The organism is Sporosarcina sp. FSL K6-6792 (genome assembly GCF_038004885.1).
GTDB classification, from domain to species: domain Bacteria; phylum Bacillota; class Bacilli; order Bacillales_A; family Planococcaceae; genus Sporosarcina; species Sporosarcina psychrophila.
The window spans coordinates 4,315,193-4,339,873 of the sequence record NZ_JBBOSA010000001.1 but is presented as its reverse complement, the minus strand read 5'-3'; the positions used below and the strand labels follow the sequence as shown (position 1 = coordinate 4,339,873).

The window sequence follows — 24,681 nt, the reverse complement described above, 5'->3', positions numbered from 1 at the left end:
AGTATATGTGTGAATTAAGACTAAAGTCAAGTTTCCTTATGAATCCAGGTCGGCTGCCATTTCTAAACGCTCCGCATCGATTTCATACTCCAGTAAAACGTCCCAATCATCTGACTGAATCAGATCAAGTTGCGCTTCAATGAGCATTTTGAAACGTGTACGGAAAACCTTCGACTGTTTCTTAAGATCTTCAATTTCCACAGAAATTCTACGCGCGCGGGAAAGTGCCTCATTGACAATTCGATCCGCATTTTTTTCTGCTTCCTTGACAATCAATTTCGATTCTTTCATAGAGTTGCGACGAACGTCTTCCGCAGCTTCCTGAGCGATAAGAATCGATTTTTGTAGCGTTTGCTCGATTGAGTTAAAATGGGAGACCTGTTCTTCTGATTGTTTCAAATTGCTTTTCAATGTTTTGTTTTCTTCAAGTATATTTTCAAAATCTTTCATGATTTGTTCCAAAAACTCATTTACTTCATCTTCATCATATCCACGAAACTTATTGGCAAATTCTTTATTATGTATATCAAGTGGTGATAAAGCCATTTAAAGCATCTCCCCTTTAACTTATTCATTCTCTATTATACATGTTAAGGCATCAGATAACAGTTCTTTTTCAAACTATTATCTGACAAGTCATTCTAATTTCCCAACAATTAGCCGAATCTTATCTTTACGCGTTCTTCCTTCAATTGCAATCACTTTAAAACGGCCAGAACCTCTAATTGATACCATATCTGACTCTTGAAGTTCGAATGCAGGCTGATCCCTAACAGCCCAATTCACTTTCACTTTTTCCCCATGCACAAGCGTCGCCGCTTTTTGGCGTGGAATAGTTACTAATGCCGCTGTTACTACGTCGAGTCGTAATGAACTAACGATATGCATTTCTTCTGTCCATGTATCTGTCGTGACAATCCAGTCTTCCGGACGATTACTTTCTTCAACCGTCACTTTCGCTTTCCCAATCGATAAAAAATTAGCCGTCATATAATCCTTTAACTCATCTGCGACTGCAAACTGGACTTGATCATCAACCACTCGGATGTCCCCGAATTTCGAACGGTCAATGCCTAATGACATCATCGAGCCCAGGATGTCCTTGTGATCAAGTTTCAAAAACTTAGAAGCATACTTCACATCAAAAATAGCTATTCGATAATCGACTGGTTCTGGTACATAATAATCTGGATAGATAAGAACTCTTCGTCTTTCCGCTTCCGGAAAAGCTCCGTACAATCCGACCAATAGCATCGAACTGCCCGCAAGAGATTCTACAATGCGCTGCTGCCTAGGATCCAAGAATCCTGTTAGTTTTGGTGAATAGGTATCTTCCACTTCACGTATCCAGCCAATCGCCATTTCGATGAAAGGCTGTTCATCTTTTCTGAAATGCTGTAGTATAGTTTCCATTTCTCCGGCTCCTTATAGAAAAATCCTCACATAAGTGAGGACGACGTAATCATTTTATAAAAACATCCTAAATATTGCTTCAACGCCATCAGAGATAAACCTCAACGCAAATATACCAACGATTGGTGAAATATCAATCATTCCAAGAGGTGGGATGAATTTTCTAAAAAACCCTAAATAAGGCTCGGTAATCTTTCCAAGCATTATACCAAACTTAGTCTCACGAGAAGCAGGTATCCATGACATTAGTATATAGATAATAAGAAGTATTGAGTAAATCGATATTGCTCCTGTTATTCCTTGATAAATTAACCCTAAAATATTTTCCATTCTGTTGGTACACCTCATTCAATTTCTATCGTTCAAAATAATCGGAGATTGCACCAGCAACTTCCACATTCTCCGGCACGCAAAGGAAAATATCAGTTCCTATTCGCTGGATGTCTCCTCCAAGCGCATAAACAGTACCGCTTAGGAAATCGACAATTCGAATACCTTGATCACGCTCAATTCGCTGTAAATTCACAACAACTGCACGCTTATTTTTCAAGTGTTCAGAAATGTCTTGCGCCTCCGCATAGACACGGGGCTCAATAAGAATAACTTTGGAAGACTTTTGGACACTTTGCAAGCTGACAACCGTTGCTGACTGTTGTGGTTCGCCTGCTACTTGCTTCCTCATTGGTGCTCTGCTGCGTGGCTGCTCCTGCGCAGGACGCTGTTCTTCCCGGCGTGGCTGTTCTTGTACTTCTTTTTCTTCGTCGTCTAGGTAAAACCATTTCTCAAACTTGTTTTTAATGCTCATACGTCTCCCTCGCTTTCTGCTCCGACAAGTGCAGTCCCGATTCTTACATGAGTTGCACCTTCTTCAATAGCGATAATGAAATCATTTGACATTCCCATGGACAATTGAGTACAAGGTGCATGTGGCAATTTTTTTGCCGAGATGCCGTCTCGAAGCTCCCTTAACGAGCGGAATACGGAACGAATCTCATCCATATCCTTTGTGAAAGGAGCCATTGTCATTAAACCTATAATTCGAATTTTATCATAAGCCGCCACATCTTCAATAAAGCTATCAAGTTCAGCTGGTGTTACACCTGATTTACTTGATTCACCAGAAACATTCACTTGAATGAAACAATCAATAACATGATTGGAACGCTTATGAATTTCCTTAACCAAACTCATTCGATCAACAGAATGTAAATAGTCAATTCGATTGATGATTTCTTTCACTTTTCTGCTCTGAACATTACCGATGAAATGCCAGATGGCACCACTTTGTATCGTTTCCTGTTTCCCAAGTAGGCCTTCAGGTCGATTTTCGCCAAGATGTCGGATGTTTTCTTCCAGCACTGCAGATGTTCTTGCTGTCGAAACTTCCTTCGTAACAGCAACGACCGTAATTTCAGATCTGTTTCGACCTACGCGGTCACAAGTTGCTTGTATATCTTGTTCGATTTTTTGTATTCGTTGCTGTAGATTCCCCATTATAATCACTACTTTTCCTCAATCTTTCACTTCATTGTACCAACCTAGGCTGAACATATCAATAATGAATCATTTTTCTGCATTCTTTTTGCCCACAAGTACAATATCTTTACCGATTGTTGTAATCTCTTTAAGATTGACCTTTTTCGTATCCTTGTCTTTTGTATCAAAAAAACTGTTCCGTTCTCCACCACCTACGTGCAAGGATTCAACTTTTCCAGTTACAGTGTCAATTGTTGCATCCTGGACGAATCCAAGGAACGTTCCCTTAGTAGCGTCGATAACTTCTTTTTTTTGTATTTCTGAAAACCTCATAAAATCCCTCCTTACAATGAATATATGCACATAGGCACAAGAAAAAACGCAATGCAGTTAGCGCATTGCGTTACATTTATCATTATTGTTCCATCCCTTCCCGAATGGTTTGAACTGCACTCTTCTCCAATCGGGAAATCTGGGCTTGTGAAATGCCTAGTTCCTTAGCAATTTCGGTCTGCGTTTGTCCCAAATAAAAACGTTTTGAAAGAATTGATTGTTGCCTTTCATCCATACTAGATACAGTTTCTTTAACAGATACATACGTCAGCCACCGTTCTTCTGAAACCGTTTTGTCCTGTATTTGATCCATCATAAATACTGGATCACCGCCGTCACCGTTCATAGGCTCATGAAGGGACATTGGATCTTGAATTGCATCAAGGGCAAAGAGAATATCATCGGCGGGTATACCTGTTGCTTCAGACAAATCCGATATTCGCGGTTCTCTTTGATTATCATTAATGAACTGCTCTTTCGCTCTTATTGCCTTATAAGCGGTATCTCGAAGTGATCTTGATACTCGTATTGAATGATGATCACGTAGATGTCTTTTAATTTCTCCAATAATCATCGGGACTGCGTATGTTGAAAATCTGACATTATGTTTCAAATCGAAGTTGTCAATTGATTTAAGCAAGCCGATACATCCGACTTGAAATAAATCATCCGCTTGTTCCCCCCTGTATGCGAATCTTTGGACCAGACTTAGGACGAGACGCAAATTGCCAATGACGAGCTCTTCCCTTGCTGCATGATCTCCGCTCTGTAACCTGATAAACGTTGCTTTCATCACGTCGTTTGTGAGTAACGGCAATTCGGACGTATCGATTCCGCAAATTTCAACTCTTGTACGCACCATTCGCTTTTCCTCCGCATTCTGTAGATGACTGTACAAGATAGTCTGTCCGCAGTCGTCCAGAATATGCGGAAATTCGCATCGCCAATTTCAACCATTATGCAATCGGATGATTCAAGCTTTCACGCAGCTCCGAGATGATTTTTTTTTCGAGCCGTGAAATATAGGATTGAGAAATCCCAAGCAGTTCTGCTACTTCTTTCTGTGTCATTTCCTCTTGTCCCGTCAAACCGAAACGGCATTCCATAATGTAACGCTCTCGTTCATCGAGACTTGTAATGGCTTCAATCATATGCTGGCGCTCGATTTTTCTTTCGACATCATCAATGATAATATGCTCATCTGTGCCAAGAATATCCGATAATAGTAATTCATTACCATCCGCATCTGAATTTAACGGTTCATCAAAAGAAATCTCAGATCGTGTTTTGTTTGTTTTTCGAAGATGCATCAGAATCTCATTTTCAATACAGCGGGATGCATATGTGGCTAACTTGATGTTTTTGTCGGTCTTAAAAGTTTCGATTGCCTTTATAAGTCCGATTGCACCTATACTGATAAGATCTTCAATATGTGTATTTGTGTTATCAAAACGACGTGCAATGTAAACAACAAGACGAAGGTTTTTTTCAATTAGTCTGTCACGCGCGTTCATATCGCCTTCCATAAATGCTTGGATTGTTATTGCTTCTTCTTCCCGGGTCAACGGCTTTGGAAGGGACTCATGACCTCCGATATAGTATGTGCCGCTTTTCCTTTTAAAAAAGCTAGTGATTATCGACATCCATTTTCTAAATTTATACAGCATAAGCAGTTCCCCTCTCCCCGTTTAATGACTCCATTGCGGATACATGCAAGATTGCTCCCGCACCGTCCGGATAACGACGATCATTCTTTGTCACTACAATATAACCAGGTTGCAGCACGTTCCCTTCTCCTAAAACCCATTGCTTGAATCGAAAACCAACTGCCCAAGACTGTCCTTGCACCGTTACTAACCGAATCAGCCTTATTTGTTTGTGATAGACCTCAGGAAACCCCGACATTGAAGGTGTTCCTTGAGGATTCCAAGCAAGCAAAGGCTTCATCAAATCTTCCGGTATATGCTTTTCCAGCACCTTTAACGAAACAAAATGGACTGGTGAACCAGACAATGGCTCCGTGCAACCGTTACCCGAATCGACGAATACATCAACCTCTACTTCAGCATCCCAAATAGAGAGAACTGAAAAAGCACGAAGCTCGGAAACATGGCGTGCAGTTCTGACATCAAGCCATTTTTTCCTCATGAAATAAAGAGAAATGTATGCGACAACTGCATAGGCAAGAACTGTAAACGCTGAACTGGACATATGGATGCGATATTGAAAAGCCGTTAGTAAACCACCAGCAAATACCGCCCCTATCAAAACTATTGTCGCAGATTTTTTCCACAGCTCAAAAGCCTTTCCAAAAGCGCAAACAGTCATGCAAATAAAAGATAAAACCAAAACACTCACCGATGATGGAAAAATAACGACAGGCATCGCACCCGCAAAAGAGGCGAACAATAATCGTCCGCGGGCGGCTTGTACGTTTCCTACTTTGTTGGCGAATGAAAGAATTGCATAATTGAATAGCATATTCACTCCTACAATTAGTTCCCCATACATAAGCCGCCCTCCCTGACAACAACGATAGCACCTATGGCGTAAAATGTTTGTCGGAACTAGGGGCAGACAAAAAAAAGAAATCGACAGGATTCGATTTTAGATATCGAGCGTTTTAGTTAGTTGAATGAAGAGATATGATCGGTTAATCGGGGTATATGATTGCTTGGCCCGTTATATGATTGGTTAGACATGCTTTTTGATTGGTTGGCACGATATATGATCGGGCAGCAGGTTTTTTGATTGGTTAGCCCGTTATATGATCGGGCAGCAGGTTTTTTGATTGATTGGCACGTTATATGATCGGGCGGACATGCTTTTTGATTGCTTGGCCTGTTTTATGATCGGTTAGACATGCTTTTTGATTGCTTGACCTGTTATATGATCGGCTAGACATGCTTTTTGATTGCTTGACCTGTTATATGATCGGCTAGACATCCTTTTTGTTTGCTTGACCTGTTATATGATCGGGCAGTCATGCTTTTTGTTCGCTCGGCACGTTATATGATCGGGCAGACATGTTTTATGATCGCTTGGTCCGTTATATGATCGGTCAACATGATTTTTGATTGGTTGGCCCGTTATATGATCGGTTAGACATGCTTTTTGATTGCTTGACCTGTTATATGATCGGTCGGCCACGCTTTTTGATTGCTCGTCTCGTTACATGATCGGGCAGTCATGCTTTTTGATCACTTAGCACGTAATATGATCGGGCAGCATGCCAACAATAATCAAACATCACCTAATCCACTTCATAGCTAACCAAACGTAAAAAAAGCTTTCCAGAAAGCGCGGTTGCACTTTCTGGAAAGCTTTTGGTCTTACATCATTATTAACGACGACGATTGCGTAAAAACGTCGGAATATCGAGCGTGTCATCTTGTTGATTACCTTGAGGTTGGCGTGTTGGTTCCGGTTGTTGGAACTGTGGCGCTTCCTCTCTGCTACGCTCACGTGTTGGTGGCTGTTGAGTTGGCGGTTGCTGCTCACGCGTTGGCGGTTGTGTACGACTTGCACCGAAGCCCGGGCTTCTTGCAGGACGAGATACGGTAAGCTGCTCTTCGCTGAAGCCTGTTGCAATGACTGTTACGATAATTTCATCCTTCAAGTTGTCATTGATGACAGAACCGAAAATCATATTCACATCTTCATCTGAAGCTGAAGCAACGATATCTGCAGCTTCCTGTACTTCGAATAGGCTCAAGTTTGAACCGCCTGTGATATTCATAAGTACACCTTTTGCGCCGTCGATTGACGTTTCGAGTAGTGGGCTTGAAATGGCTTTTTTCGCCGCTTCAGCCGCACGATTTTCTCCCGTAGACATCCCGATTCCCATAAGAGCAGAGCCTTTATTGGACATGATTGTCTTAACGTCTGCAAAGTCTAAGTTGATAAGTCCAGGTACAGCGATCAAGTCGGAAATACCTTGAACCCCTTGACGTAGTACATTATCGGCTTCACGGAAAGCTTCGAGCATTGGCGTATTTTTATCTACAATTTCAAGTAATTTATCATTTGGTATGACGATTAGTGTATCCACAGATTCTTTCATAGATGTTATACCGCCGATTGCCTGTGTCTGGCGTTTTCGTCCTTCAAAAGTGAACGGCCTAGTAACAACACCAACAGTCAGTGCACCCAAATCTTTCGCAATTTGTGCGATGACTGGAGCAGCCCCAGTACCTGTTCCACCGCCCATACCTGCAGTAACGAACACCATATCAGATCCGCGCAATGCTTCTTCGATTTGTTCTCTGCTTTCTTCGGCAGCTTTTTTACCAACTTCCGGATTCGCACCTGCCCCAAGTCCGCGTGTCAATTTGCCACCTATTTGTAATTTCACTTCAGCAGTCGAAAGGTTTAGTGCCTGAGCATCTGTATTAACTGCGATAAATTCCACACCTTGCACACCATGTTCAATCATTCTATTTACAGCATTATTACCGCCACCGCCTACACCAATTACTTTGATGACTGCTAACGCGTCAACATTCGTATCGAATTCTAGCATCGTCTCTCCTCCTAGTCCATTTCATACAGTTGTTCATTGAATCATTCGAAGAAATTGTCAAAGACTTTCTTTGCTTTATCTAAAATACCAGGTTTCTTTTCTTTGTTCCGGTCTACTGACTTTTTCTTGTTGACCGGAGCCGGCGTATGATTATCAGAAGCCGAAACTGTCGCTGACTCAGGGACATGACCAAAATAAGAATCTTGCATATGTGCATAGCGTATAAGTCCTACCGCAGTTGCATACATCGGTTCTCTTACCCCGATATACTCTGGTGTATGAATACGGACCCTTGTTTTCAACACATGTCTTGCTAATTGTAGGATACCATCCATCTTCGTTATACCACCGGTCAATACGACTCCACCTGGTAAATCATGTACGCCCATGCGGTACAGCTCTTCCAGAACAAGATCAAAAAGTTCTTCAAGCCGAACACCGATAATTTCCGATATGTATCTTTGGCTGTACTGATCTTTTGAATCAGCACCAATGACAGGTACTTCAAACAATTCATCATCCGATGCATCATCTGAGAAAGCATGTCCATACTGATGCTTAATTTTTCTTGCCTGTTCAGTTGGCGTTTTCAAAATAATTGAAAGATCTTTTGTAATATGATCCCCGCCAACTGGTATGACTGCTGTCGCCATGAATCGGTTTTCGCCAAAAATGGAGACTGTGGTAGAACCACCACCGATATCAATAAATGCACTGCCGTGATTCTTTTCATCATTCGTCAGAGCAAACGTACCGGCAGCAAGCGGTTGCAAGTAGATTTCTTGGATTACAAGACCTGCTCGTTCCACGCAGCGTAGTATATTATGAATAAGTGTTTTTGATGTAGTAATAAGCGTTCCGTCCATTTCAAGCCGGACACCGATCATTCCCCGTGGATCCGTTATTTCATCATAATCGTCAACAATAAATTGTTTCGGAATGATGTTAACGATTTCCCGATCAGGTGGAACTGACATGACCTGCGCTGATTTCATAACCCGATCGAGGTCGTCATCAGTAATTTCACGATTTTCCGAGTTAACTGCAACAACTCCTTTGACGTCCTGTAACGAAACGCCATTTGCAGGAATGCCTAGAATGACTTCACGGATTTGCATCCCTATCATTCTCTCAGCCTGGTCAACCGCTTTTCGGATAGATTGGACAGTTGCATCAATATCGATGATTGTCCCTTTCCGAATACCCGCAGATTGAACATTGCCAACTCCGATAACGTGCAAGGATCCGCCATCCACTTCACCTACTAACACCTTAACTGACGAAGAACCTATATCAAGTGATACATATAATTCTGATTGGCTCAATTACTGGCACCTCCCAAATCAACTCTTAACTCCCATTCTATTGCATTGGGAGTGCATTGTCTAAATATTTTCGACATCTCTTATTCAAACCCCTTCATTAATGTGCATTTGTGTTGGTAACTTTCCCTCGCTCTGCCCATTTAACAAGCAAAATTCTTCTAATAACGGCGATATTTTGGAATAACCTTACACCGAATGCAAAAATTGCCGCAAGATATAAATCGACTCCTAGATGCACTCCTAAAAATGCCAGTGCGGCCGCCAGTACTATGTTAAAGAAGAATCCAGATACAAACACCTTATCATCGTATACTTGCTGTAAATGAGCCCTGATGCCCCCGAATAGCGTATCAAGGGCAGCCAGTACAGCAATTGATAAGTAATTTTCATATACCTGTGGAATTTGAATGTCTGATAATAGACCCATCGAAATTCCGAGTACAAGACCAAGTAATGGTAACCACATAAGTCATTCCCCTTTCGGCAATTCCTCTAAAAACTGATTTTCCAGCCTTTCTGGATAACCGCGGATTTCCACCGCCATTTCTGGTTTTCCAACTTCAAGGATTAAATCATCCAGATAAAAGTCATCGTGAATCGCCGAGGCTACTAAATAATTGTATACTTTTTCACTGTCTGCAAAGGTCGGAGAAATGATTTTCATGGAAAAGGGCGGTGTTGAAACATTCAACCCATTCACAGTGGTCATTCCATTAATATCTCTGATGGAGCTCAGTATCGTATATCGTTTGCCATCAATTTCAAAAATGAGGCCTTTAAAACGATTCAACTCATTGACAAAACGAGTGAGTAGATCTGGTGATATTCCGGTGATTGGTACACCGAAGGCCACACTTTCAGCAGCTGGCCGAACTTTGATAATAATGCCCGGTCCTTCAACATCAGTAACACCCGCTTGCCGATAGAGCTTGTCCACTGTTTGGGTTAGCGCCCTTCCAGTGTTTTCTATATTTAACGATTTGTATGTGAGTATTGTCTTGTCCAACTCCCGAATTTCAGAAAGCAATTCAGAGTGGAACTGCTTTTCACTTGCCAAGTCTTGACGGATTGCCCAAATGTCCCTCGTATCTCGTTCTTCTGGGTTTTTCATCGAATTGAATTGGATGGCAGTCATAAACCCGACAAGGAGCAAGATCAGCGTGAATCTCCAATGTATTGTTTTTCTCACCCGTCCAACCCCCTACACCATTACTCAACTCTCATTGCGCAAAGCCGACAGCCTAATATCCTTTGATTGTTCTGTAGTGACCACGATATTATCCCTGATTAGGCTGTCAATCACACCACCTTTTAAATGTAAGGCTGAAGAAAGAACGTTCATATCACCAATCGCCTCTATAACAAATGGCGCCGGATAAGTTCTTCCATCAACCGTAATGACTGGTCCTGTGCATTTTATATAAGAGTTTGATGTAATTCGTTGTCCATTTATCGCTAATCCTTGCGCTCCTGAAATCCTTAATTCATTGACGACCCGAAGTATATGACTTTCATGAACAATATAATCGTTCGGGTTCTGTTCAACAGGATCATAATCGGCATCTTTCAAAGTAACTTTGAGACCTTGTCCGATAGCAGGGATTGCACCAAGCAGCAAGCGAAGATTTTTCGCCTCATCAACGAGACTGGCATGATCCTTCTCCCCCATGGAGAAAGAACGTTCATACTCACGTATCTCTTCCTGCTTGGCGGCGATTTCATCGGTCAGTTCCTTATTTCGTTCCTGCTGACTGATTAGTCCTTCTCGGTAATCCTCTTCCTTGTTAAATGCAGGCGATTGAGTACTATCGTTCTCCTGGTTTATGCCGAGGGTTCGATATGAAAACGCGAGGATGAAACCCAGCACAAGAAAGACAACTGAAAAAAGAATACTTCTTCCCCTCTTTTTGTATGCATCATTCACCTTCTTCATCAATCGGCTCTTCCTCCTCCTCTACTAACCCGTATACCTTACTAAAAGGAGTGAAAAACGTCCCAACTTCCATATCTATTACACCTTTTTCATAACTGTTCAATTGGGCTGTTACATCTGGATAATAGGACATTTTTTCAGCAAACGTTGAGATGAATGCGCGGACCTCGAATCCATCGTCCATATAGACCGTAATACTATCCGAATCCTTTTCATCCCCTGAAACAATAATTTCTGAAATCAGGTGATAGACAGTGTCGTCCAGTTTCAGCAACTGTGCTGTTATCCGCTTCAGTGTATCAGGATTTTTGAAATTATTTAAGACAGGCGATTCAGCCTCTGGCAATAACATCCCGGTTGGGAACGTTTCCCCACTTTCTAACAGTAAACTATATTGTCCCCCGTCTTCAAGATAGGCAATCGTCTTCCATTCGGTAATTACGATTTCAATATTCCTAAACCATTCCCGTGACACCGATACCTTTTGTACGCCTTCAATTTTCTCCATAGATTCTTCGATGTCACCGGTACTGAAGCTCCAAAGAGAGTTGTCTATTGTTAAACCACTTTTTTCTTCATAAAATGCCTGCTCATGTAGAACGGCACCGCTAACCTTAATCGTCTCTAGCTTACTAAGGGGTGATTGAAAATAAAGGATAGCTAGGAGTGCAACAACAAACACAGTCAACATGAACAGGAATTTTTTATTCGTTTTTCTGCGACGCTTTTCCCGCAAGGATGGAATTCGCTCTTCGATGTCAATGACTTTGTCCATTTTGCCCCTCCTCTATCAACTCGTTTTTTTGCCCACTGTAAAATGCATGATGGTCCCTGCCGCTATCCACGTCGTCATCAAAGATGAGCCGCCATAGCTTATAAAAGGCAATGTGACACCCGTTACAGGCAAAAGCCCTGATACCACACCGACATTCAAAAACGTTTGAAAAATGATCATTGAACCCATGCCTGCAACCATCAGAAATGCATATCGTCCTTTCGTTCTGATTGCAATTCCAAAAGTTGATGCCAATAAAACGGTAAACAGCAACAATACCAACGTCGCCCCAATGAATCCTGATTCTTCCGCGATAATCGAAAAAATAAAGTCATTTTGTGGTTCGGGCAAATAGAGATACTTCTGACGGCTATTGCCGTAACCATGACCCACCAATCCTCCGGGCGCAATCGCAAACAACGACTGAATTCCTTGGAAGCCCTTACCCAGAGGATCACTCCATGGATCGATATACGACTTGATGCGATCCAATCTGTAAGGCGCCGCGGCAATTAGTGCAACAAAAGCACCTATTCCAGCAAAACCAAGAAATGCGAAAAATTTTAGTGGGTATCCTGCAATGAATAGAATAACGAACGCAGAGACAATCATAATAACAGCGGAACCAAGATCGGGTTGCAACATGATAAGAGCAGCAGGTAGCAGAATCAGTCCAAAGTGGCTAAACTGAAAAATACCTTTACCTTGAATTTTGTCCAAGCTGCACGCCAGTTTCCCAATAAGTGCAACTTTGACGAACTCGGCTGGTTGAATACTGAACGGGCCAAGTGCAATCCAGCTTTGTGATCCGTTCCGCATTGCGCCAACCCCCGGAATAAGGACAGCAACGAGTAACAAGATTGTCATCCAATATACAAATGTCCATGTTTTCGGACTCGATGTCAGAGGGCTTTTCATAATTACAAGTGCAATTCCGATTGATACCGCCATATAAATTGCTTGTTTCACGATGAACGGAGAGGAGTCGGCATAATGGACAGCCCCCCAATACGAACCGGCGGAATGGACAAAAGCCAATCCGATGAATGATAGCGCTACGGCAGAAACGATAAATGACGTTTTCAACTTAGCTTCCAGTGAACGCATCCTTCCGCAAATTTGCTGAATCAACTAAATGACTATATTTATATGTTGAAATCAAGAATCCTACCAACAATGCTTGGCGCTAGGGGATGCCTCCCACAATAAGCCGGACCGAAAATCACTGTCAGTCTTATTGCTTCGACTCCCCCTGTAAGGCGCCTACGCTAGTTTATATACCGTATTTAACGAACACCGGTGAGACTTATAGTTCCATAACCGCTTCTATAAACTGATCGCCCCTGGCTTCGAAACTTGGGTACTGATCCCAACTGGCACAGGCGGGTGAAAGCAGGATAATATCTCCCGCTACAGTAAGCGGATAAGCTTTTCGCACAGCGTCCTGTACATCTTCTGCCATCATAATGATTTCGATACCGCATGACGCTGCAAATTCCGCAAACTTCCCGGCTGTTTCTCCCACAGCGACGACTGCTTTTACATCACTCATGTAGGGGCGCAACTCTTCAAATGACTGGCCTCGATCCAATCCACCAGCAAGTAGAATAGTCGGTACATCAAACGCAGCTAATGCACTTTTCGTAGCTAGCGTATTCGTTGCTTTTGAGTCATTGTAAAACTTCCGGCCTTGTAATTCCTTAACGAATTGCATCCGGTGCCGAACACCAGTAAAGGAACTTAACACGCTCTCAATTGCTTTTTTGTCACAACCTAAAAGAATTGCTGCCGCAGTTGCAGCAAGAATGTTTTCAAGATTATGTTGTCCCGGCAACTTTATGACGGATCGCAATACATAAGGTTTCCCATTCCAGTATATTTGCTCATCATCAGCCGATATACCGTTTTCTTTCATTCCAGTCAAAGAAAAAGGAACTTTCACAGCAGATGAACGAGCCGCATACTTTCGAAGTTTCGGCTGATCATCGTTATATATAAAGTAATCTTCTGCTGTTTGATTTTTTGTGATGCCATATTTCGCCACCGCGTACGCTTCAGAAGTTCCATGATAATCGAGATGTGCATCATACAAATTCGTCCAAATGGCTATTTTAGGTTGGAACGTATCGATCCCCATTAGTTGAAAGGACGAGGCCTCAAGGACGATGATGTTGTCTTGCGTAGCTTTTTCGGCAACAGTACATGAGACCGTCCCAATATTTCCCGCGATTAGTGGGTGCTTACTGCCAATATTAAGCATATGGTACAGCAACGTTGTTGTTGTTGTTTTACCGTTCGATCCTGTAATCCCTACAATTGGCGCTTCACTTATCCTAGAAGCAAGTTCAATTTCTGTCCACACCGGAATCCCTTTGCCGATTGCTTCTACAATAACTGAATTACTATAGGGGATGCCTGGATTTTTCACAACGATGTCATATCCAGCGTCAAGAATATCAGCAGGATGACCACCACATATAACACGGATACCTTTCGAGCGAAGCTCTGCCGCTTCTTCATTACCTGCTTCTGGTGATGCATCATTAACCGTTACATGAGCACCAGATGCATGTAATAGCGATGATGCAGCACAGCCACTCTTCGCCAGACCCAGAACAAGTATTTTCATTCCGTTAAACTGATTGGCATTTTTCACTTACAACACCTCCAACAAGACAGGGACTATTGCCGCCAAAAACGCGACTCCCCAAAAAACAATAACAATTTTCCACTCGGACCAACCCGATAATTCAAAATGATGGTGAATCGGACTCATTTTAAATACCCGTTTACCCGTCGTTTTGAAACTAATGACTTGGATAATAACAGAAAGCGTTTCAATGACATAAACAATTCCAATGATGACAAGTAGGAATTCTTGTTTAATCAAAACCGAAATCATCGCGAGTGCCCCACCTAGTGCTAAGGATCCTGTATCCCCCATGAAAACTTTTGCAGGCTTGACATTGAAAACTAAAAAACCAAGCATTGCTCCTGTAACTACAAAGGCAAAGACCGCAATATCATGTTGTCCGTATATAAGAGCATGAACTCCAAATGCGGCAAAAGCGATAGATGATGTCCCCGCAACAAGTCCATCCAATCCATCAGATAGATTTACTGCATTGGAAAATCCGACAAGCCAAAAAACGAGGAATGCAACATAGAATACACCAAGCTCAATTTCAAATTCTGTGAAAGGAATTTGTACCGCAGTATCGAACGGTCCTAACTTCAAAAGGAAGAATGCAGCAACCGCAACGATAATTTGGCCAATCAGCTTTTGAATAGATGTCAGCCCAAGATTCCTTTTCAAGACGACGATTATAAAATCATCTAGAAAACCGATGATGCCAAAACCTACAAGAACGAGTAACAAGACAATCGTCTGTGTCGTCAGCACGTCATATATGTACGAAAGGGCAAGCGTCGAAATGATAATTGAACCGATGAAAATAAGCCCGCCCATCGTAGGTGTACCTGCCTTTTTCTGATGGGCTTTGGGACCTTCCTCACGGATACTCTGCCCAAACTTCAATCTCCTAAGGGCTGGAATAATAACAAATCCCAATAATGTTGAAATGATAAACGCGACCACAATGGCCGTCAATGTAGTGACAAGTGTCATAATATTTTTCTCCTTCTAACTTCTGATGCAGCAACTTATTTGCGCTGCACCAGACTTTGCATTTAAATGGTTATTCAGTGTAAACGTGAATAACATCATCAACCGTGATTAATGTTTCAGCTACTGGTAACTGGTATTTCACTTGTTCCCCGGAACCGTGCCATTCGATACGATACGTATACAATTGGCTAGTGATTTTCCCTTTTGTCATTCCTGTCAGATCCGGGACCCGATGTGTTAATGAATCGCCCCATCTATATTCTTTTTCAATTTGCCCTTCCCTACTCGTAATGCCAGCTAGCGGGGCAATTTCTTCAATGATTCGACCTACTATAGGCGCTGCTATGACGCCTCCGAACTGAATGGAGTTTTTCGGACTATCAATTGCAATATAGACGAGTAACTCGGGATCATCTGCTGGTGCAAACCCGATAAACGAAACGATATAATCACCGTCTTTATAAACACCATCGACAACCTTTTGTGCGGTACCAGTCTTTCCGCCAACACGCAGTCCATCTGTAAACGCATTACGGCCCGAACCATTTGCAACAACCGATTCTAGCGCTTCCCTTACTTGCTTAGATGTTTCCTCACTGATTACCTGTCGCTGCATTTCCGGACCAAATGATTGAAGTGTCTTTCCCTTATCATCTGTAATTTCCTTCACGATATACGGACGATAAAGATAACCGCCATTTATCGCTGCTGCAACTGCTTGAACTTGCTGAATCGGTGTCACTGAAATCCCTTGACCAAATGCAGTTGTCGCTTGTTCGACAGGTCCAAAGTTTTTTTCAGAAAAAAGAATCCCTTTTGATTCGCCTGCAATTCCTGATCCTGTTGATTCTCCAAAACCGAAGTCCTTGATATATTTGCTTAACTTTTTCGGCCCTAATCGCTGCCCGATTTCAACAAATCCCGGGTTGCATGAATTTTCAACGACTTCGAGAAAAGTCTGATCCTTATGTCCTTCTCTTTTCCAACAACGTAATCTAGCTTTTCCAATCATTACATAACCTGGATCATAAAAATGCTCTTTATGAAGATCAATGACCTTTTCTTCAAGTCCCGCGGCAAGCGTTAGAATTTTGAATGTCGAACCCGGCTCGAAAGTCATCCAAACAGGTAAGTTACGATTGTAAATGCTTGGGTCTACGTTTTGATATTCCGCAGGGTGAAAAGTCGGTGCGGAGGCAATCGACAGCAATTCGCCTGTTTTAGGATTCATGACAATCGCCAGTGCTTGAGTGGCATCATACTTTTCCATCGCCTGCAACATTTCACGCTCAACAATCTCCTGCATACGTAAATCGATTGTCAACTCAACAGACGCACCTTTGTCCCCGGTTTTAAAACCGTCGTCCACATGCGGAAGCGGAATTCCTTTAGCATCCGTATATAAACGAATCCTATCGCCCGTTCCTTTTAGAATTTCATCGTATGCGTATTCAATGCCTGCCAATCCATTACCATCATAACCCGTAAAACCTACCAATCTTGATAGTAGCTCTCCGTTCGGATAATGCCTTGCGAAATCAACGCCTGTATATAATCCATCTATTTGCAGGAGGGCTATTTCATCCGCCTGCTCTTTTGTAATGTTTTTTCCTTCAGGCGCTATTTTAACCATAACTTCTCTTTTTGCCATTTTCTCTTCTAGTTTGGCTGCATCTACATTTAGAATACTTGCAAGCGCAGTCGCTGCACTTTTCACTTCTCGATTTTGAGATGGCATGAAATAAAGTGTCGGCGCCAATCTATTCCCGACAATCAAATCCCCATTTCGATCAACAATGTCCCCGCGGACTCCACCGAATGGGATTTCACGATCCCAGTTCGCTTCCGCGCGACCTTTCAGCAATTCATGGTCAATGATTTGTACATGGAATAACTTTGCAACGACCATCCCTAGACAGATTAGAAATATGACAAATACTGCTCTCAACCTTTTTTTAGATTGCAATTGTATAAACGTCCGCAGCGGTTACACACCTCTCGTTTTTCTATCAACGTATGATGTGACATGGACGGCTATTCGTTAGCCACCTACAACGTCCTCTTCTCCGATGTCTTCCTCTACGGGTTTATAGATTTCTGATGGCGACTGCAACTTAATGACAACTGGATCTTCTAGCCCGATTACAGACCCTTTTGACAGGCTTTGCTCAGTTACATAGCCATCTCCGTTAAGCCGTAAATCAAGCCCAGATAACATTTTATACGAAAGCACCATTTTTTTCGACCATCCAGTAAAATCAGGCAATGCGGTTACACCTTTTGTATGCAATAGGACGACCGAGCCTTCTACGAGTTTCGTACCGGCATATGGATATTGTATATCGATTTTCCCGCCCTCACCAATGATTTCAGGGACAAAGCCGTCTTCTTGCAATTTTACAATTGCATCGGCCGAATCTTTCCCTGTGTAGTCACGAATGACAGTCGGCTCAACTATGTCTTCTCCACTCGGTACAATATTCATATAGCGCAAACTGTTATCCATAATAGAGGTGAACAGTTTCGAAACCGGATCAGAACCGATTTCTCCTGCTTTCAGTTTCGGCTGCTGAACAATTACATATGTTAGTAACTGTGGATCTTCTGCAGGTGCCATACCGAGAAATGAGTACAAATAATTTCCGTGTCCAGCTAAATAGCCATTACCCGATGGATTCGGAATTTCGGCAGTACCTGTTTTACCGCCTACTGTATAGCCATTAAGAGCAAATTTTTTACCGGTTCCATACTTAGAGGTAACTGTCGAAGCAAGTAATTCCCTTACTTCTTTTGCTGTTTTGGCTGAAACTGGATTTCCTTGTTCCTCCGGCTTCTGATCTTTTATGACTTTCCCCGTATTCGGATCGGTAATTTTATCGATCACATAAGGTTTCATCATGACACCATCATTAGCGATTGCTGTTGCTGCTTGCATCATTTGCATTAACGTGACCGTTGATCCCTGGCCAAAAGCAGTTGTCAATCGTTCGATTGGATACGTATCTAAAATTCTTCCTGGTGCTTCATTCGGTAAATCAATTCCAGTCTTTTCTCCAAATCCAAACTTCCGTAAATACTCAATATATGTTTTATCACCCATCCGTTCCAGTAAATAAGCCATCGAGACGTTCGAAGACCTTTGGAAACCTTCAAGGAATGAAATATAGCCCCAGCCTGTAATATTATGGTCGCGTATTGTTCGATCATAAAGTGTATACTGTCCCGATTTAAAGAAGTCGGTTGGAACCCACTTTTTTTCTTCAATCGCCGCAGCAACTGTAAACATTTTAGTCGTAGAGCCCGGTTCGATTGTCGTTTCTACAGCCTGATTCAACCAGTTCTCCGTAAGCCCTTCACGGGTAGATGGGTGAAATGCAGGACGCTGACTCATTGCTAATATTTTGCCCGTTTTTGGATCCGCTACTACAGCGAGTATTTTTTTGGGTGAATATTCGCTTTCAACACGATTCATTGCATCTTCCATGAAGTTTTGAATAGTCTTGTCGAGAGTCAACTGAATTTCATAACCGTCTTTTGCAGCGACAATTGCTTCTTCTGCTTTCGGTAACATGAAACCGAAGCCATCTGATTTGAAATCTACTTTGCCGTCAGTGCCATTTAACTCTTTATTATAGGTTTTCTCCAAACCCATTTTCCCAACAGTAGTTACATTTCTTTCACTATCTTCTTCTTTCATCGCAAAGCCAATTAAATACGATGCAAAAACGCCATTCGGATAATATCTTGTTTGGTCTTCAATGAACAGGAGTCCAGGTAGTTTCTGCTTTTTAATCGCCATAACCGTTTCGTGATTAATATCACGACCTGCCTTCCCGAATTCCACTTGATATGTACCTGCTTTCGCATTTGTCAGCCGAGATACAATCACATCTTTTTCAAGTGGTAAATAGTTAGCAAGTACTTCTGCAGTTTTTTCAATATCAGTGATATGCAACGGTTTTTTCGAGCCTTTGCTTGCATCTTTACTCAATACGGCAATGAGCCGGTAACTCAACGTATCGGAGGCGATTAGCTCTCCGTTACGATCGACAATCGTCCCCCGATCCGCTTTCAATACCGATTCTCTTGCGTATTTCGACTCTGCAAGCGTCGCCATCACTTTTCCTTCCGCTTGTCCTGTTGCTTGAATGAATAATATTCTTCCAAACAAAAGGAAAAAGAGCCCTCCGTATACCAAAAACATCAGAAAGGCTCCCCATTGGAATCGAAACTTTTTTTTCATTGTCCAGGCACAACCTTTACGTTGTTCTCGTTTGGATTCAGGCCAAGTTCCTTCGCTTTCTTCCATATCCGATCATATGTAGACTTTTCTTTCACTTGGATGGACAATTCCATATTTTGTTTTGTTGTTTCTGAAACATCCTTTCCAAGCAACTGCACTTCCCTGTTTGTATCATTAATCTGTGCTTGTGTATGTAAAATCATTGTTGAGAATAGGACAAGGATTGTTGCAAACAGCACGAACAGGAATTTCTCCCCGGCAGAAAAGACTTTTCGAGAAGGTCGTATTTGAGGCTGTTTTCTTGGAACTACTGGTGTTTCAAGTTCACGTATAGCTGACGTCTGGAATTTTCTTTGTTCTAATGCCATTCACACATTTCCCCTTTCACTTCTTTTCAACGATTCTGAGTTTAGCGGATCTTGCCCGCTTATTCTCTTCTATCTCTTTTTCACCGGGAACAATTGGTTTTCGAGTCACTAGCTTCAATATAGGCTCCATGCCTTCCGGTATTACTGGCAAGTTCGGTGGAAGATCCGGTAAAGAGGATGCTTCTTTAAATATCGTTTTACATAGCCTGTCCTCTAATGAATGGAATGTAATGACGCTAATACGTCCTCCAGGATTAAGCAATGTAATCGCATCCGTTAAAGAGTCCTCAGCTGCACCAAGTTCATCGTTCACAGCGATTCGAATTGCTTGGAATACTCTTTTCGCGGGATGCCCGCCCGTCCGTCTTGTTGCCGCTGGGATGCTTAGCTTGATCAGTTCAGCAAGTTCAGCAGTGGTTTCGATTGGAGATTGCTGTCTTGCTTCTTCAACTTTACGCGCAACTCTTTTCGAGAACTTTTCTTCGCCATAACGGAAAAAGATGCGTACCAAATCTTCATACGGCCAGTCATTCACAACATCATGTGCGGTTAATAGCGCATCCGTATCCATGCGCATGTCAAGTGGCGCATCCAAATTATAGCTAAATCCTCGTTCAGCTGTATCAAGCTGTGGTGATGAAACACCTAAGTCATAAAGAATACCATCTACTGCAGAAATCCCTATTTTCTCCAATTCAGATTTCAAGTTTCTGAAATTCGAATGGACAAACGTTACTTGAGGGAGATAATCCTTCAATCTCTCTTTTGCAACTTCAATCGCCGTTATATCTTGATCGAAGCAGATAAGTCTGCCTTCTGGCGATAATTTCTTAGCTATTTCTATACTGTGACCGGCTCCACCTAAAGTGCAATCGACATAGATGCCATCATTTTTTATATTTAGGCCTTCGACGGCTTCATAAAGTAAAACTGTTGTATGGTTAAAAATCGGAACCGCCCACTTTCAAAAATTCATTTTGTTTAAAAATCAAAGTCAATAATGTTTTCTGCAATTTCATTGAACGATTGTTCAGATTCATCATAATAGGCATCCCACAATGCTTTAGACCAGATTTCAATACGGCCTGAAACTCCAATTACGACACAATCTTTTTCAACCTTTGCATATTGGAGTAATGATGCCGGAATATTGATGCGACCTTGCTTGTCCAGTTCAACCTCCGTTGCCCCAGAAAAGAAAAATCTTGCAAATGCACGAGCATCTTTTTTCGTCACGGGTAAAGCCTTAAGCTTTTCCTCGAGACGCTTCCATTCATCCATCGGGTAACCGAAGAGACAATTGTCCAGGCCGCGAGTCAATACAAAGCCCTCACCTAAATGTTCCCGAAATTTCGAAGGAACAATCAAGCGACCTTTCATATCGACAGTATGCTGATATTCGCCCATGAACATACTCTTCACCCCACTATATGAAGTTAATGTACCACATCCCCCCACATTCCTCCACCTGTTTCCTAATATTTATGCTCTTTTAACGTGAAAATGTGTCAATAGTACTTGTTTCAGTGAGATTTTTCTGAATATAAAGAAAGACACCCTCGCAGCACAAACAGTGCTTGCAAGAGTGTCTTTCTAGTTCACCACTTATAAATAGATGATTTTGTGGGTCCCGTCCATTTCAAATGGTAATCCTAAAATATCCCGGATAAGGGTTGGTCCATAACTATTCAAATAGGTATACGGAGTGTAAAGTCGTTCTTGCAACACACCTTCTGGAGACAATTCCCCTTCCAGTATGCCAAATGTGCGAAGTTCGGCGTCATGCTTCAACAAAACTGCTTCTTCTGCTTTCCCTTTAAGGTAATCCAACTGTTTTGTGTGGAAACGAAGATTTTTTTCGAGCAATTCTTGCATCATAGGTCCTTGTTGCACAGCAAATTCAGCAATTTTTTCATACTGCTGACCCAATATCTTCTCCGTTTCATCCACAACCGAATTGAAACGTTCATCCTGTAACCCACTAGTGAATTGCTCCCGCGCAGTAGATACCGCTCCCGACATGACATCATCAAACGTGAAGTTTTTTTCGTCTAATGTATGCTTCACTTGTGGTGTTACCAATGTCATGGACATTCTCGGTACAATAATCGGCATTTTCATATCTAGATGATGGAACGCCTCTTTCAAGACTGCCCAATAAGCAATTTCTCCAGGCCCTCCAACGAATGCAAGTACCGGGAAGACCATGTCTTGCATCAGCGGTCTTGTCGCGACATTATTACTCAATAGCCAAGGTTCTTCTTGAGCGATTCTAAGCATCTCGGCTTTCGAAAACCGGAGGCCTGAGCTTTCATTGACGAAAAAACCATCTTTTCTTGAAAGAAGAACTCGACCCGTGTCATGAATGTAGAAGAGATTCGCCGCATCCAATTCAGCACCCATCGGAGAACCAAAACCTTTTTCTGCAAACAGTTCTTCTTTGTTCGAAATGACTTCAGCAAGCTGCTCAGATTCTTCAATTAGATGAACAAAATAGGACTTTTCTAGCTCCCGTAACTGTTTGGATGCTGAATCTATGAACAATAGTCCTTCTTCTTTGAAAAGACCGTTCATGAGCCTAACGAAAAACTGTGTAAACGATTTTTCCTGCTCCACCGCACCAAGGACTTCATCCAACAAATCTTTTGTATATGCCGTTTCACCAAACTTGCCAAAAATGTCTTTCACTAACGATTCCATCACCTGTTTGTCATACTGCGCATCGGATGCCATCAGCTTCAGTATGAAGTTCCCACGGTATTGATGTTTCGTTGCGCAGCCTTCCATTTCCGTATAGACGTGATTAATTTCATTCAAGTCATGATCCTCACCTGCGACCCAAAACACTGGAACAACAGGCACACCAAGTTTCTCCCTTTGCCTTTTCGCAAGTAAGATAACTGATATTGCTTTGTGAACAGAGTATAAGGGTCCCGTTAAAATACCCGCTTGCTGTCCTCCAACTACGGCAACTGCATTTTCCGCAAGTTCTTCAATATGCGTATTAGCATTCGCTGATATTCCAAAGGGTTCCATGAATGAACGGATTGTTTCTGCAAGCTGACGCCTTTCATACGTACGACCTGCGAGTTCCTTTAGCCTAGCGGGATAAGAGCTTTCTTCATTTTCATAATCAAAAAAAGTATGTAGAAATTCTTTATCGTTGTTATACGATTGCATCACTTTATTTTTTTCTTGTAATGCTAATGATTCTAATTCCATTATTCATGCCCCTTTGTAACTATCGGTATGAACAGAGTATAACATTTCAAGCTACAGGATTGAAAAATATACGCTTACACAATAAACACCGATACCTATCTTACATATTCGACGATCTTCATTACCATACCGGTAATGAAAAGAATGACATAGGCGGCCAATAAAACGAGAAAGTAAAATCGCCATGTTTTTCGCAAGAGCCGAGCAATTCGGAATTCCTTCACTTTGCTACGCTCAATGAAGGCATAGACAATCGCAATGATGATTGCAATCCCTATTATGTAAACCCATATTCCTTGTCCGAATATCGCTTGTGATACGACATAGACCGCTATAAATAGCAACGGAGTCGTGACGTCCGCGGCAAGCCCAAGGATGGATGCTGGAGCTTTACCCATCTTCCGCATAACAACCATGAAGGCAATCGTCACAATGAACGGAAACAAAATGATCATCCCTAGAAAAGCAGCAACCACTTCATTCATAGCTTCGCCCCTTTCCACTCAACGGCAAACAGCATCTGTTCATATGTCGCCAGAAACGGTAACGACTTGTTACGTCCATTTGCTTTTCGAATTACAGCAGTAACAATCGTCTCGATTTCCATCGGTCGGCCAGCCAAACGATCCACTAGCATCGACGAGCGATTGCGTGCAGTTTTTCTACAGACATCTGCTACGTCTTCGTACGAGAGAATCGACTGCATTTCTGGAAACGCATCTAGAAGTTCTTCATACAAGGCATTGAAAAGTGTGAGGCAATAATCGTTTGTAAGCAACTCACCATTCTCCACCTTGAGAATGGCTGTCAATGGATTGATCATGCAATTAATCAGTACTTTTCGCAGAAGGATCTGTTCCGCATCTGAATGACGCCTTATTGGAAATATGTCCGAATGTACCTGTCCAATTAAATCGAATAGGCTGTCGTCACCGTGGGCAGTTGCAATTGTTACCATCCCAACCCCATTATGTGAGACAGTACGGTCATCTATCCGGCGCGCTCCATGCTCGACAGTCGCAAATGCAACATGCGGAAATTCACAACTTTTCACCAATTCCAAATGCCCGATGCCATTCTGGACGAACAGGACAGGATTGATTATATGTGTTTCCTGCATTTCTGAAAGGAGATCACGGAGACCTGCATATTTGACCGCCACAACCCAAAGCGCGGTAGCCGATAGATTTCGGATATCCGTCGTCGCATGCACACGCAATACGTCTGTAGTATTGTCTTGATTAATGCGTTGAATTCCTTCTGCTCGAATTAGTTCGGCTTGCTCTTCTCTTCTCACGTAGAACGTCACGTCTATTCCAGCTTCGGACAAAAATGACCCAAGCAGTAGTCCAATTGAGCCTGCACCAGCAATGATTACCTCCATACGTTATCCCTCCTTTCAAATGAAAAGCGCAAAGCGCCGTTCAGCCCCGACAGGCATAA

Annotated in this window: 26 protein-coding genes; all 26 read right to left on the bottom strand. The window is 42.3% G+C overall.

Translation table 11 applies throughout. From position 1 onward, the window contains the following. Nucleotides 1–36: 36 nt before the first annotated feature. The 26 genes from MKZ26_RS20800 to MKZ26_RS20675 all read right to left on the bottom strand — a co-directional run bounded on the left by MKZ26_RS20800 (nt 37) and on the right by MKZ26_RS20675 (nt 24,622). Nucleotides 37–546, bottom strand: a complete 510-nt coding sequence (locus MKZ26_RS20800) for a DivIVA domain-containing protein (RefSeq protein ID WP_067211441.1) — start codon at nt 544–546, stop codon at nt 37–39. Nucleotides 547–636: 90 nt separating this feature from the next. Continuing rightward, the gene (locus MKZ26_RS20795; RefSeq protein WP_340767409.1) at nt 637–1,413 is read right to left on the bottom strand and encodes a YlmH family RNA-binding protein; all 777 of its coding nucleotides are present in this window, start codon (nt 1,411–1,413) and stop codon (nt 637–639) included. A gap of 54 nt (nt 1,414–1,467) precedes the next feature. Continuing rightward, the gene (locus tag MKZ26_RS20790; RefSeq protein ID WP_340767408.1) at nt 1,468–1,743 is read right to left on the bottom strand and encodes a YggT family protein; all 276 of its coding nucleotides are present in this window, start codon (nt 1,741–1,743) and stop codon (nt 1,468–1,470) included. A 25-nt stretch (nt 1,744–1,768) separates the two neighbouring features. After that, nucleotides 1,769–2,218, bottom strand: coding sequence for a cell division protein SepF (locus tag MKZ26_RS20785; protein ID WP_067211448.1), 450 nt, complete (start codon nt 2,216–2,218; stop codon nt 1,769–1,771). Then, nucleotides 2,215–2,907, bottom strand: coding sequence for a YggS family pyridoxal phosphate-dependent enzyme (locus tag MKZ26_RS20780; protein WP_340767407.1), 693 nt, complete (start codon nt 2,905–2,907; stop codon nt 2,215–2,217). The genes MKZ26_RS20785 and MKZ26_RS20780 overlap by 4 nt, the downstream gene beginning before the upstream one ends. A 69-nt stretch (nt 2,908–2,976) precedes the next feature. Beyond that, nucleotides 2,977–3,222 carry a PRC-barrel domain-containing protein gene (locus MKZ26_RS20775; RefSeq protein ID WP_067211451.1) on the bottom strand — a complete coding sequence of 82 codons (246 nt, stop codon included), beginning with the start codon at nt 3,220–3,222 and terminating at the stop codon, nt 2,977–2,979. A gap of 82 nt (nt 3,223–3,304) precedes the next feature. Then, a complete protein-coding gene (sigG, locus tag MKZ26_RS20770) occupies nt 3,305–4,084 on the bottom strand; it encodes an RNA polymerase sporulation sigma factor SigG (protein ID WP_067211453.1) in 780 nt (259 codons plus the stop codon). Between the two features lie 94 nt (nt 4,085–4,178). Further along, on the bottom strand, nt 4,179–4,889 hold the full coding sequence (gene sigE, locus MKZ26_RS20765; RefSeq protein WP_082786644.1) for an RNA polymerase sporulation sigma factor SigE: 711 nt from the start codon (nt 4,887–4,889) through the stop codon (nt 4,179–4,181). Continuing rightward, the gene (locus MKZ26_RS20760) at nt 4,879–5,733 is read right to left on the bottom strand and encodes a sigma-E processing peptidase SpoIIGA (protein WP_340767406.1); all 855 of its coding nucleotides are present in this window, start codon (nt 5,731–5,733) and stop codon (nt 4,879–4,881) included. Before MKZ26_RS20760 ends, sigE begins: the two co-directional genes overlap by 11 nt. Before the next feature lie 832 nt (nt 5,734–6,565). Further along, on the bottom strand, nt 6,566–7,744 hold the full coding sequence (gene ftsZ / locus MKZ26_RS20755) for a cell division protein FtsZ (protein WP_067211458.1): 1,179 nt from the start codon (nt 7,742–7,744) through the stop codon (nt 6,566–6,568). A 41-nt stretch (nt 7,745–7,785) separates the two neighbouring features. Continuing rightward, nucleotides 7,786–9,069: a cell division protein FtsA gene (ftsA, locus tag MKZ26_RS20750; protein WP_067211461.1), complete on the bottom strand. Its 1,284-nt coding sequence runs from the start codon at nt 9,067–9,069 to the stop codon at nt 7,786–7,788. 97 nt (nt 9,070–9,166) lie between these two features. Continuing rightward, entirely contained in the window at nt 9,167–9,535 is a 369-nt protein-coding gene (locus tag MKZ26_RS20745; protein ID WP_067211463.1) for a small basic family protein, read from the bottom strand. A 3-nt stretch (nt 9,536–9,538) separates the two neighbouring features. Continuing rightward, on the bottom strand, nt 9,539–10,258 hold the full coding sequence (locus MKZ26_RS20740; RefSeq protein WP_067211465.1) for a DUF881 domain-containing protein: 720 nt from the start codon (nt 10,256–10,258) through the stop codon (nt 9,539–9,541). Between the two features lie 24 nt (nt 10,259–10,282). Continuing rightward, nucleotides 10,283–11,002, bottom strand: a complete 720-nt coding sequence (locus tag MKZ26_RS20735; RefSeq protein WP_340767703.1) for a DUF881 domain-containing protein — start codon at nt 11,000–11,002, stop codon at nt 10,283–10,285. After that, a complete protein-coding gene (locus tag MKZ26_RS20730) occupies nt 10,986–11,777 on the bottom strand; it encodes a cell division protein FtsQ/DivIB (RefSeq protein ID WP_340767405.1) in 792 nt (263 codons plus the stop codon). Before MKZ26_RS20730 ends, MKZ26_RS20735 begins: the two co-directional genes overlap by 17 nt. Before the next feature lie 15 nt (nt 11,778–11,792). Then, nucleotides 11,793–12,884: a putative lipid II flippase FtsW gene (ftsW, locus tag MKZ26_RS20725; RefSeq protein WP_067211470.1), complete on the bottom strand. Its 1,092-nt coding sequence runs from the start codon at nt 12,882–12,884 to the stop codon at nt 11,793–11,795. A gap of 199 nt (nt 12,885–13,083) precedes the next feature. Continuing rightward, a complete protein-coding gene (murD, locus tag MKZ26_RS20720; RefSeq protein WP_445683441.1) occupies nt 13,084–14,433 on the bottom strand; it encodes a UDP-N-acetylmuramoyl-L-alanine--D-glutamate ligase in 1,350 nt (449 codons plus the stop codon). Next, nucleotides 14,434–15,405, bottom strand: a complete 972-nt coding sequence (gene mraY / locus MKZ26_RS20715) for a phospho-N-acetylmuramoyl-pentapeptide-transferase (RefSeq protein ID WP_067211472.1) — start codon at nt 15,403–15,405, stop codon at nt 14,434–14,436. It abuts the gene before it with no gap. 70 nt (nt 15,406–15,475) lie between these two features. After that, entirely contained in the window at nt 15,476–17,314 is a 1,839-nt protein-coding gene (locus MKZ26_RS20710; protein ID WP_082786648.1) for a penicillin-binding transpeptidase domain-containing protein, read from the bottom strand. A 132-nt stretch (nt 17,315–17,446) separates the two neighbouring features. Next, entirely contained in the window at nt 17,447–19,648 is a 2,202-nt protein-coding gene (locus MKZ26_RS20705) for a penicillin-binding protein (protein WP_340767404.1), read from the bottom strand. Next, a complete protein-coding gene (gene ftsL / locus MKZ26_RS20700) occupies nt 19,645–20,016 on the bottom strand; it encodes a cell division protein FtsL (RefSeq protein ID WP_067211479.1) in 372 nt (123 codons plus the stop codon). Before ftsL ends, MKZ26_RS20705 begins: the two co-directional genes overlap by 4 nt. Nucleotides 20,017–20,032: 16 nt before the next feature. Continuing rightward, nucleotides 20,033–20,965, bottom strand: a complete 933-nt coding sequence (rsmH, locus tag MKZ26_RS20695; RefSeq protein ID WP_067211480.1) for a 16S rRNA (cytosine(1402)-N(4))-methyltransferase RsmH — start codon at nt 20,963–20,965, stop codon at nt 20,033–20,035. 32 nt (nt 20,966–20,997) lie between these two features. After that, a complete protein-coding gene (gene mraZ / locus MKZ26_RS20690) occupies nt 20,998–21,429 on the bottom strand; it encodes a division/cell wall cluster transcriptional repressor MraZ (RefSeq protein ID WP_067211481.1) in 432 nt (143 codons plus the stop codon). 192 nt (nt 21,430–21,621) lie between these two features. Then, entirely contained in the window at nt 21,622–23,238 is a 1,617-nt protein-coding gene (bshC, locus tag MKZ26_RS20685) for a bacillithiol biosynthesis cysteine-adding enzyme BshC (protein WP_340767403.1), read from the bottom strand. A 95-nt stretch (nt 23,239–23,333) separates the two neighbouring features. Further along, nucleotides 23,334–23,723 carry a DUF3397 domain-containing protein gene (locus tag MKZ26_RS20680; RefSeq protein ID WP_340767402.1) on the bottom strand — a complete coding sequence of 130 codons (390 nt, stop codon included), beginning with the start codon at nt 23,721–23,723 and terminating at the stop codon, nt 23,334–23,336. Further along, nucleotides 23,720–24,622 (bottom strand): ketopantoate reductase family protein, encoded by a 903-nt coding sequence (locus MKZ26_RS20675; protein WP_340767401.1) that lies wholly within the window; start codon nt 24,620–24,622, stop codon nt 23,720–23,722. The genes MKZ26_RS20680 and MKZ26_RS20675 overlap by 4 nt, the downstream gene beginning before the upstream one ends. Nucleotides 24,623–24,681 lie beyond the last annotated feature (59 nt).

Bases quoted from the DNA above. Each gene is read 5' to 3' on its own strand.
- sigE (WP_082786644.1), bottom strand. From the start codon at position 4,889: ATGCTGTATAAATTTAGAAAATGGATGTCGATAATCACTAGCTTTTTT.
- MKZ26_RS20760 (WP_340767406.1), bottom strand. From the start codon at position 5,733: ATGTATGGGGAACTAATTGTAGGAGTGAATATGCTATTCAATTATGCA.
- MKZ26_RS20710 (WP_082786648.1), bottom strand. From the start codon at position 17,314: ATGGTCGTTGCAAAGTTATTCCATGTACAAATCATTGACCATGAATTG.
- MKZ26_RS20795 (WP_340767409.1), bottom strand. From the start codon at position 1,413: ATGGAAACTATACTACAGCATTTCAGAAAAGATGAACAGCCTTTCATC.
- mraY (WP_067211472.1), bottom strand. From the start codon at position 15,405: ATGACACTTGTCACTACATTGACGGCCATTGTGGTCGCGTTTATCATT.
- MKZ26_RS20775 (WP_067211451.1), bottom strand. From the start codon at position 3,222: ATGAGGTTTTCAGAAATACAAAAAAAAGAAGTTATCGACGCTACTAAG.
- ftsW (WP_067211470.1), bottom strand. From the start codon at position 12,884: ATGCGTTCACTGGAAGCTAAGTTGAAAACGTCATTTATCGTTTCTGCC.
- bshC (WP_340767403.1), bottom strand. From the start codon at position 23,238: ATGGAATTAGAATCATTAGCATTACAAGAAAAAAATAAAGTGATGCAA.
- ftsL (WP_067211479.1), bottom strand. From the start codon at position 20,016: ATGGCATTAGAACAAAGAAAATTCCAGACGTCAGCTATACGTGAACTT.
- MKZ26_RS20735 (WP_340767703.1), bottom strand. From the start codon at position 11,002: ATGAAGAAGGTGAATGATGCATACAAAAAGAGGGGAAGAAGTATTCTT.
- MKZ26_RS20730 (WP_340767405.1), bottom strand. From the start codon at position 11,777: ATGGACAAAGTCATTGACATCGAAGAGCGAATTCCATCCTTGCGGGAA.
- MKZ26_RS20780 (WP_340767407.1), bottom strand. From the start codon at position 2,907: ATGGGGAATCTACAGCAACGAATACAAAAAATCGAACAAGATATACAA.
- MKZ26_RS20705 (WP_340767404.1), bottom strand. From the start codon at position 19,648: ATGAAAAAAAAGTTTCGATTCCAATGGGGAGCCTTTCTGATGTTTTTG.
- MKZ26_RS20790 (WP_340767408.1), bottom strand. From the start codon at position 1,743: ATGGAAAATATTTTAGGGTTAATTTATCAAGGAATAACAGGAGCAATA.
- MKZ26_RS20745 (WP_067211463.1), bottom strand. From the start codon at position 9,535: ATGTGGTTACCATTACTTGGTCTTGTACTCGGAATTTCGATGGGTCTA.
- MKZ26_RS20680 (WP_340767402.1), bottom strand. From the start codon at position 23,723: ATGAATGAAGTGGTTGCTGCTTTTCTAGGGATGATCATTTTGTTTCCG.
- ftsZ (WP_067211458.1), bottom strand. From the start codon at position 7,744: ATGCTAGAATTCGATACGAATGTTGACGCGTTAGCAGTCATCAAAGTA.
- MKZ26_RS20785 (WP_067211448.1), bottom strand. From the start codon at position 2,218: ATGAGCATTAAAAACAAGTTTGAGAAATGGTTTTACCTAGACGACGAA.
- MKZ26_RS20800 (WP_067211441.1), bottom strand. From the start codon at position 546: ATGGCTTTATCACCACTTGATATACATAATAAAGAATTTGCCAATAAG.
- mraZ (WP_067211481.1), bottom strand. From the start codon at position 21,429: ATGTTCATGGGCGAATATCAGCATACTGTCGATATGAAAGGTCGCTTG.
- MKZ26_RS20675 (WP_340767401.1), bottom strand. From the start codon at position 24,622: ATGGAGGTAATCATTGCTGGTGCAGGCTCAATTGGACTACTGCTTGGG.
- sigG (WP_067211453.1), bottom strand. From the start codon at position 4,084: ATGGTGCGTACAAGAGTTGAAATTTGCGGAATCGATACGTCCGAATTG.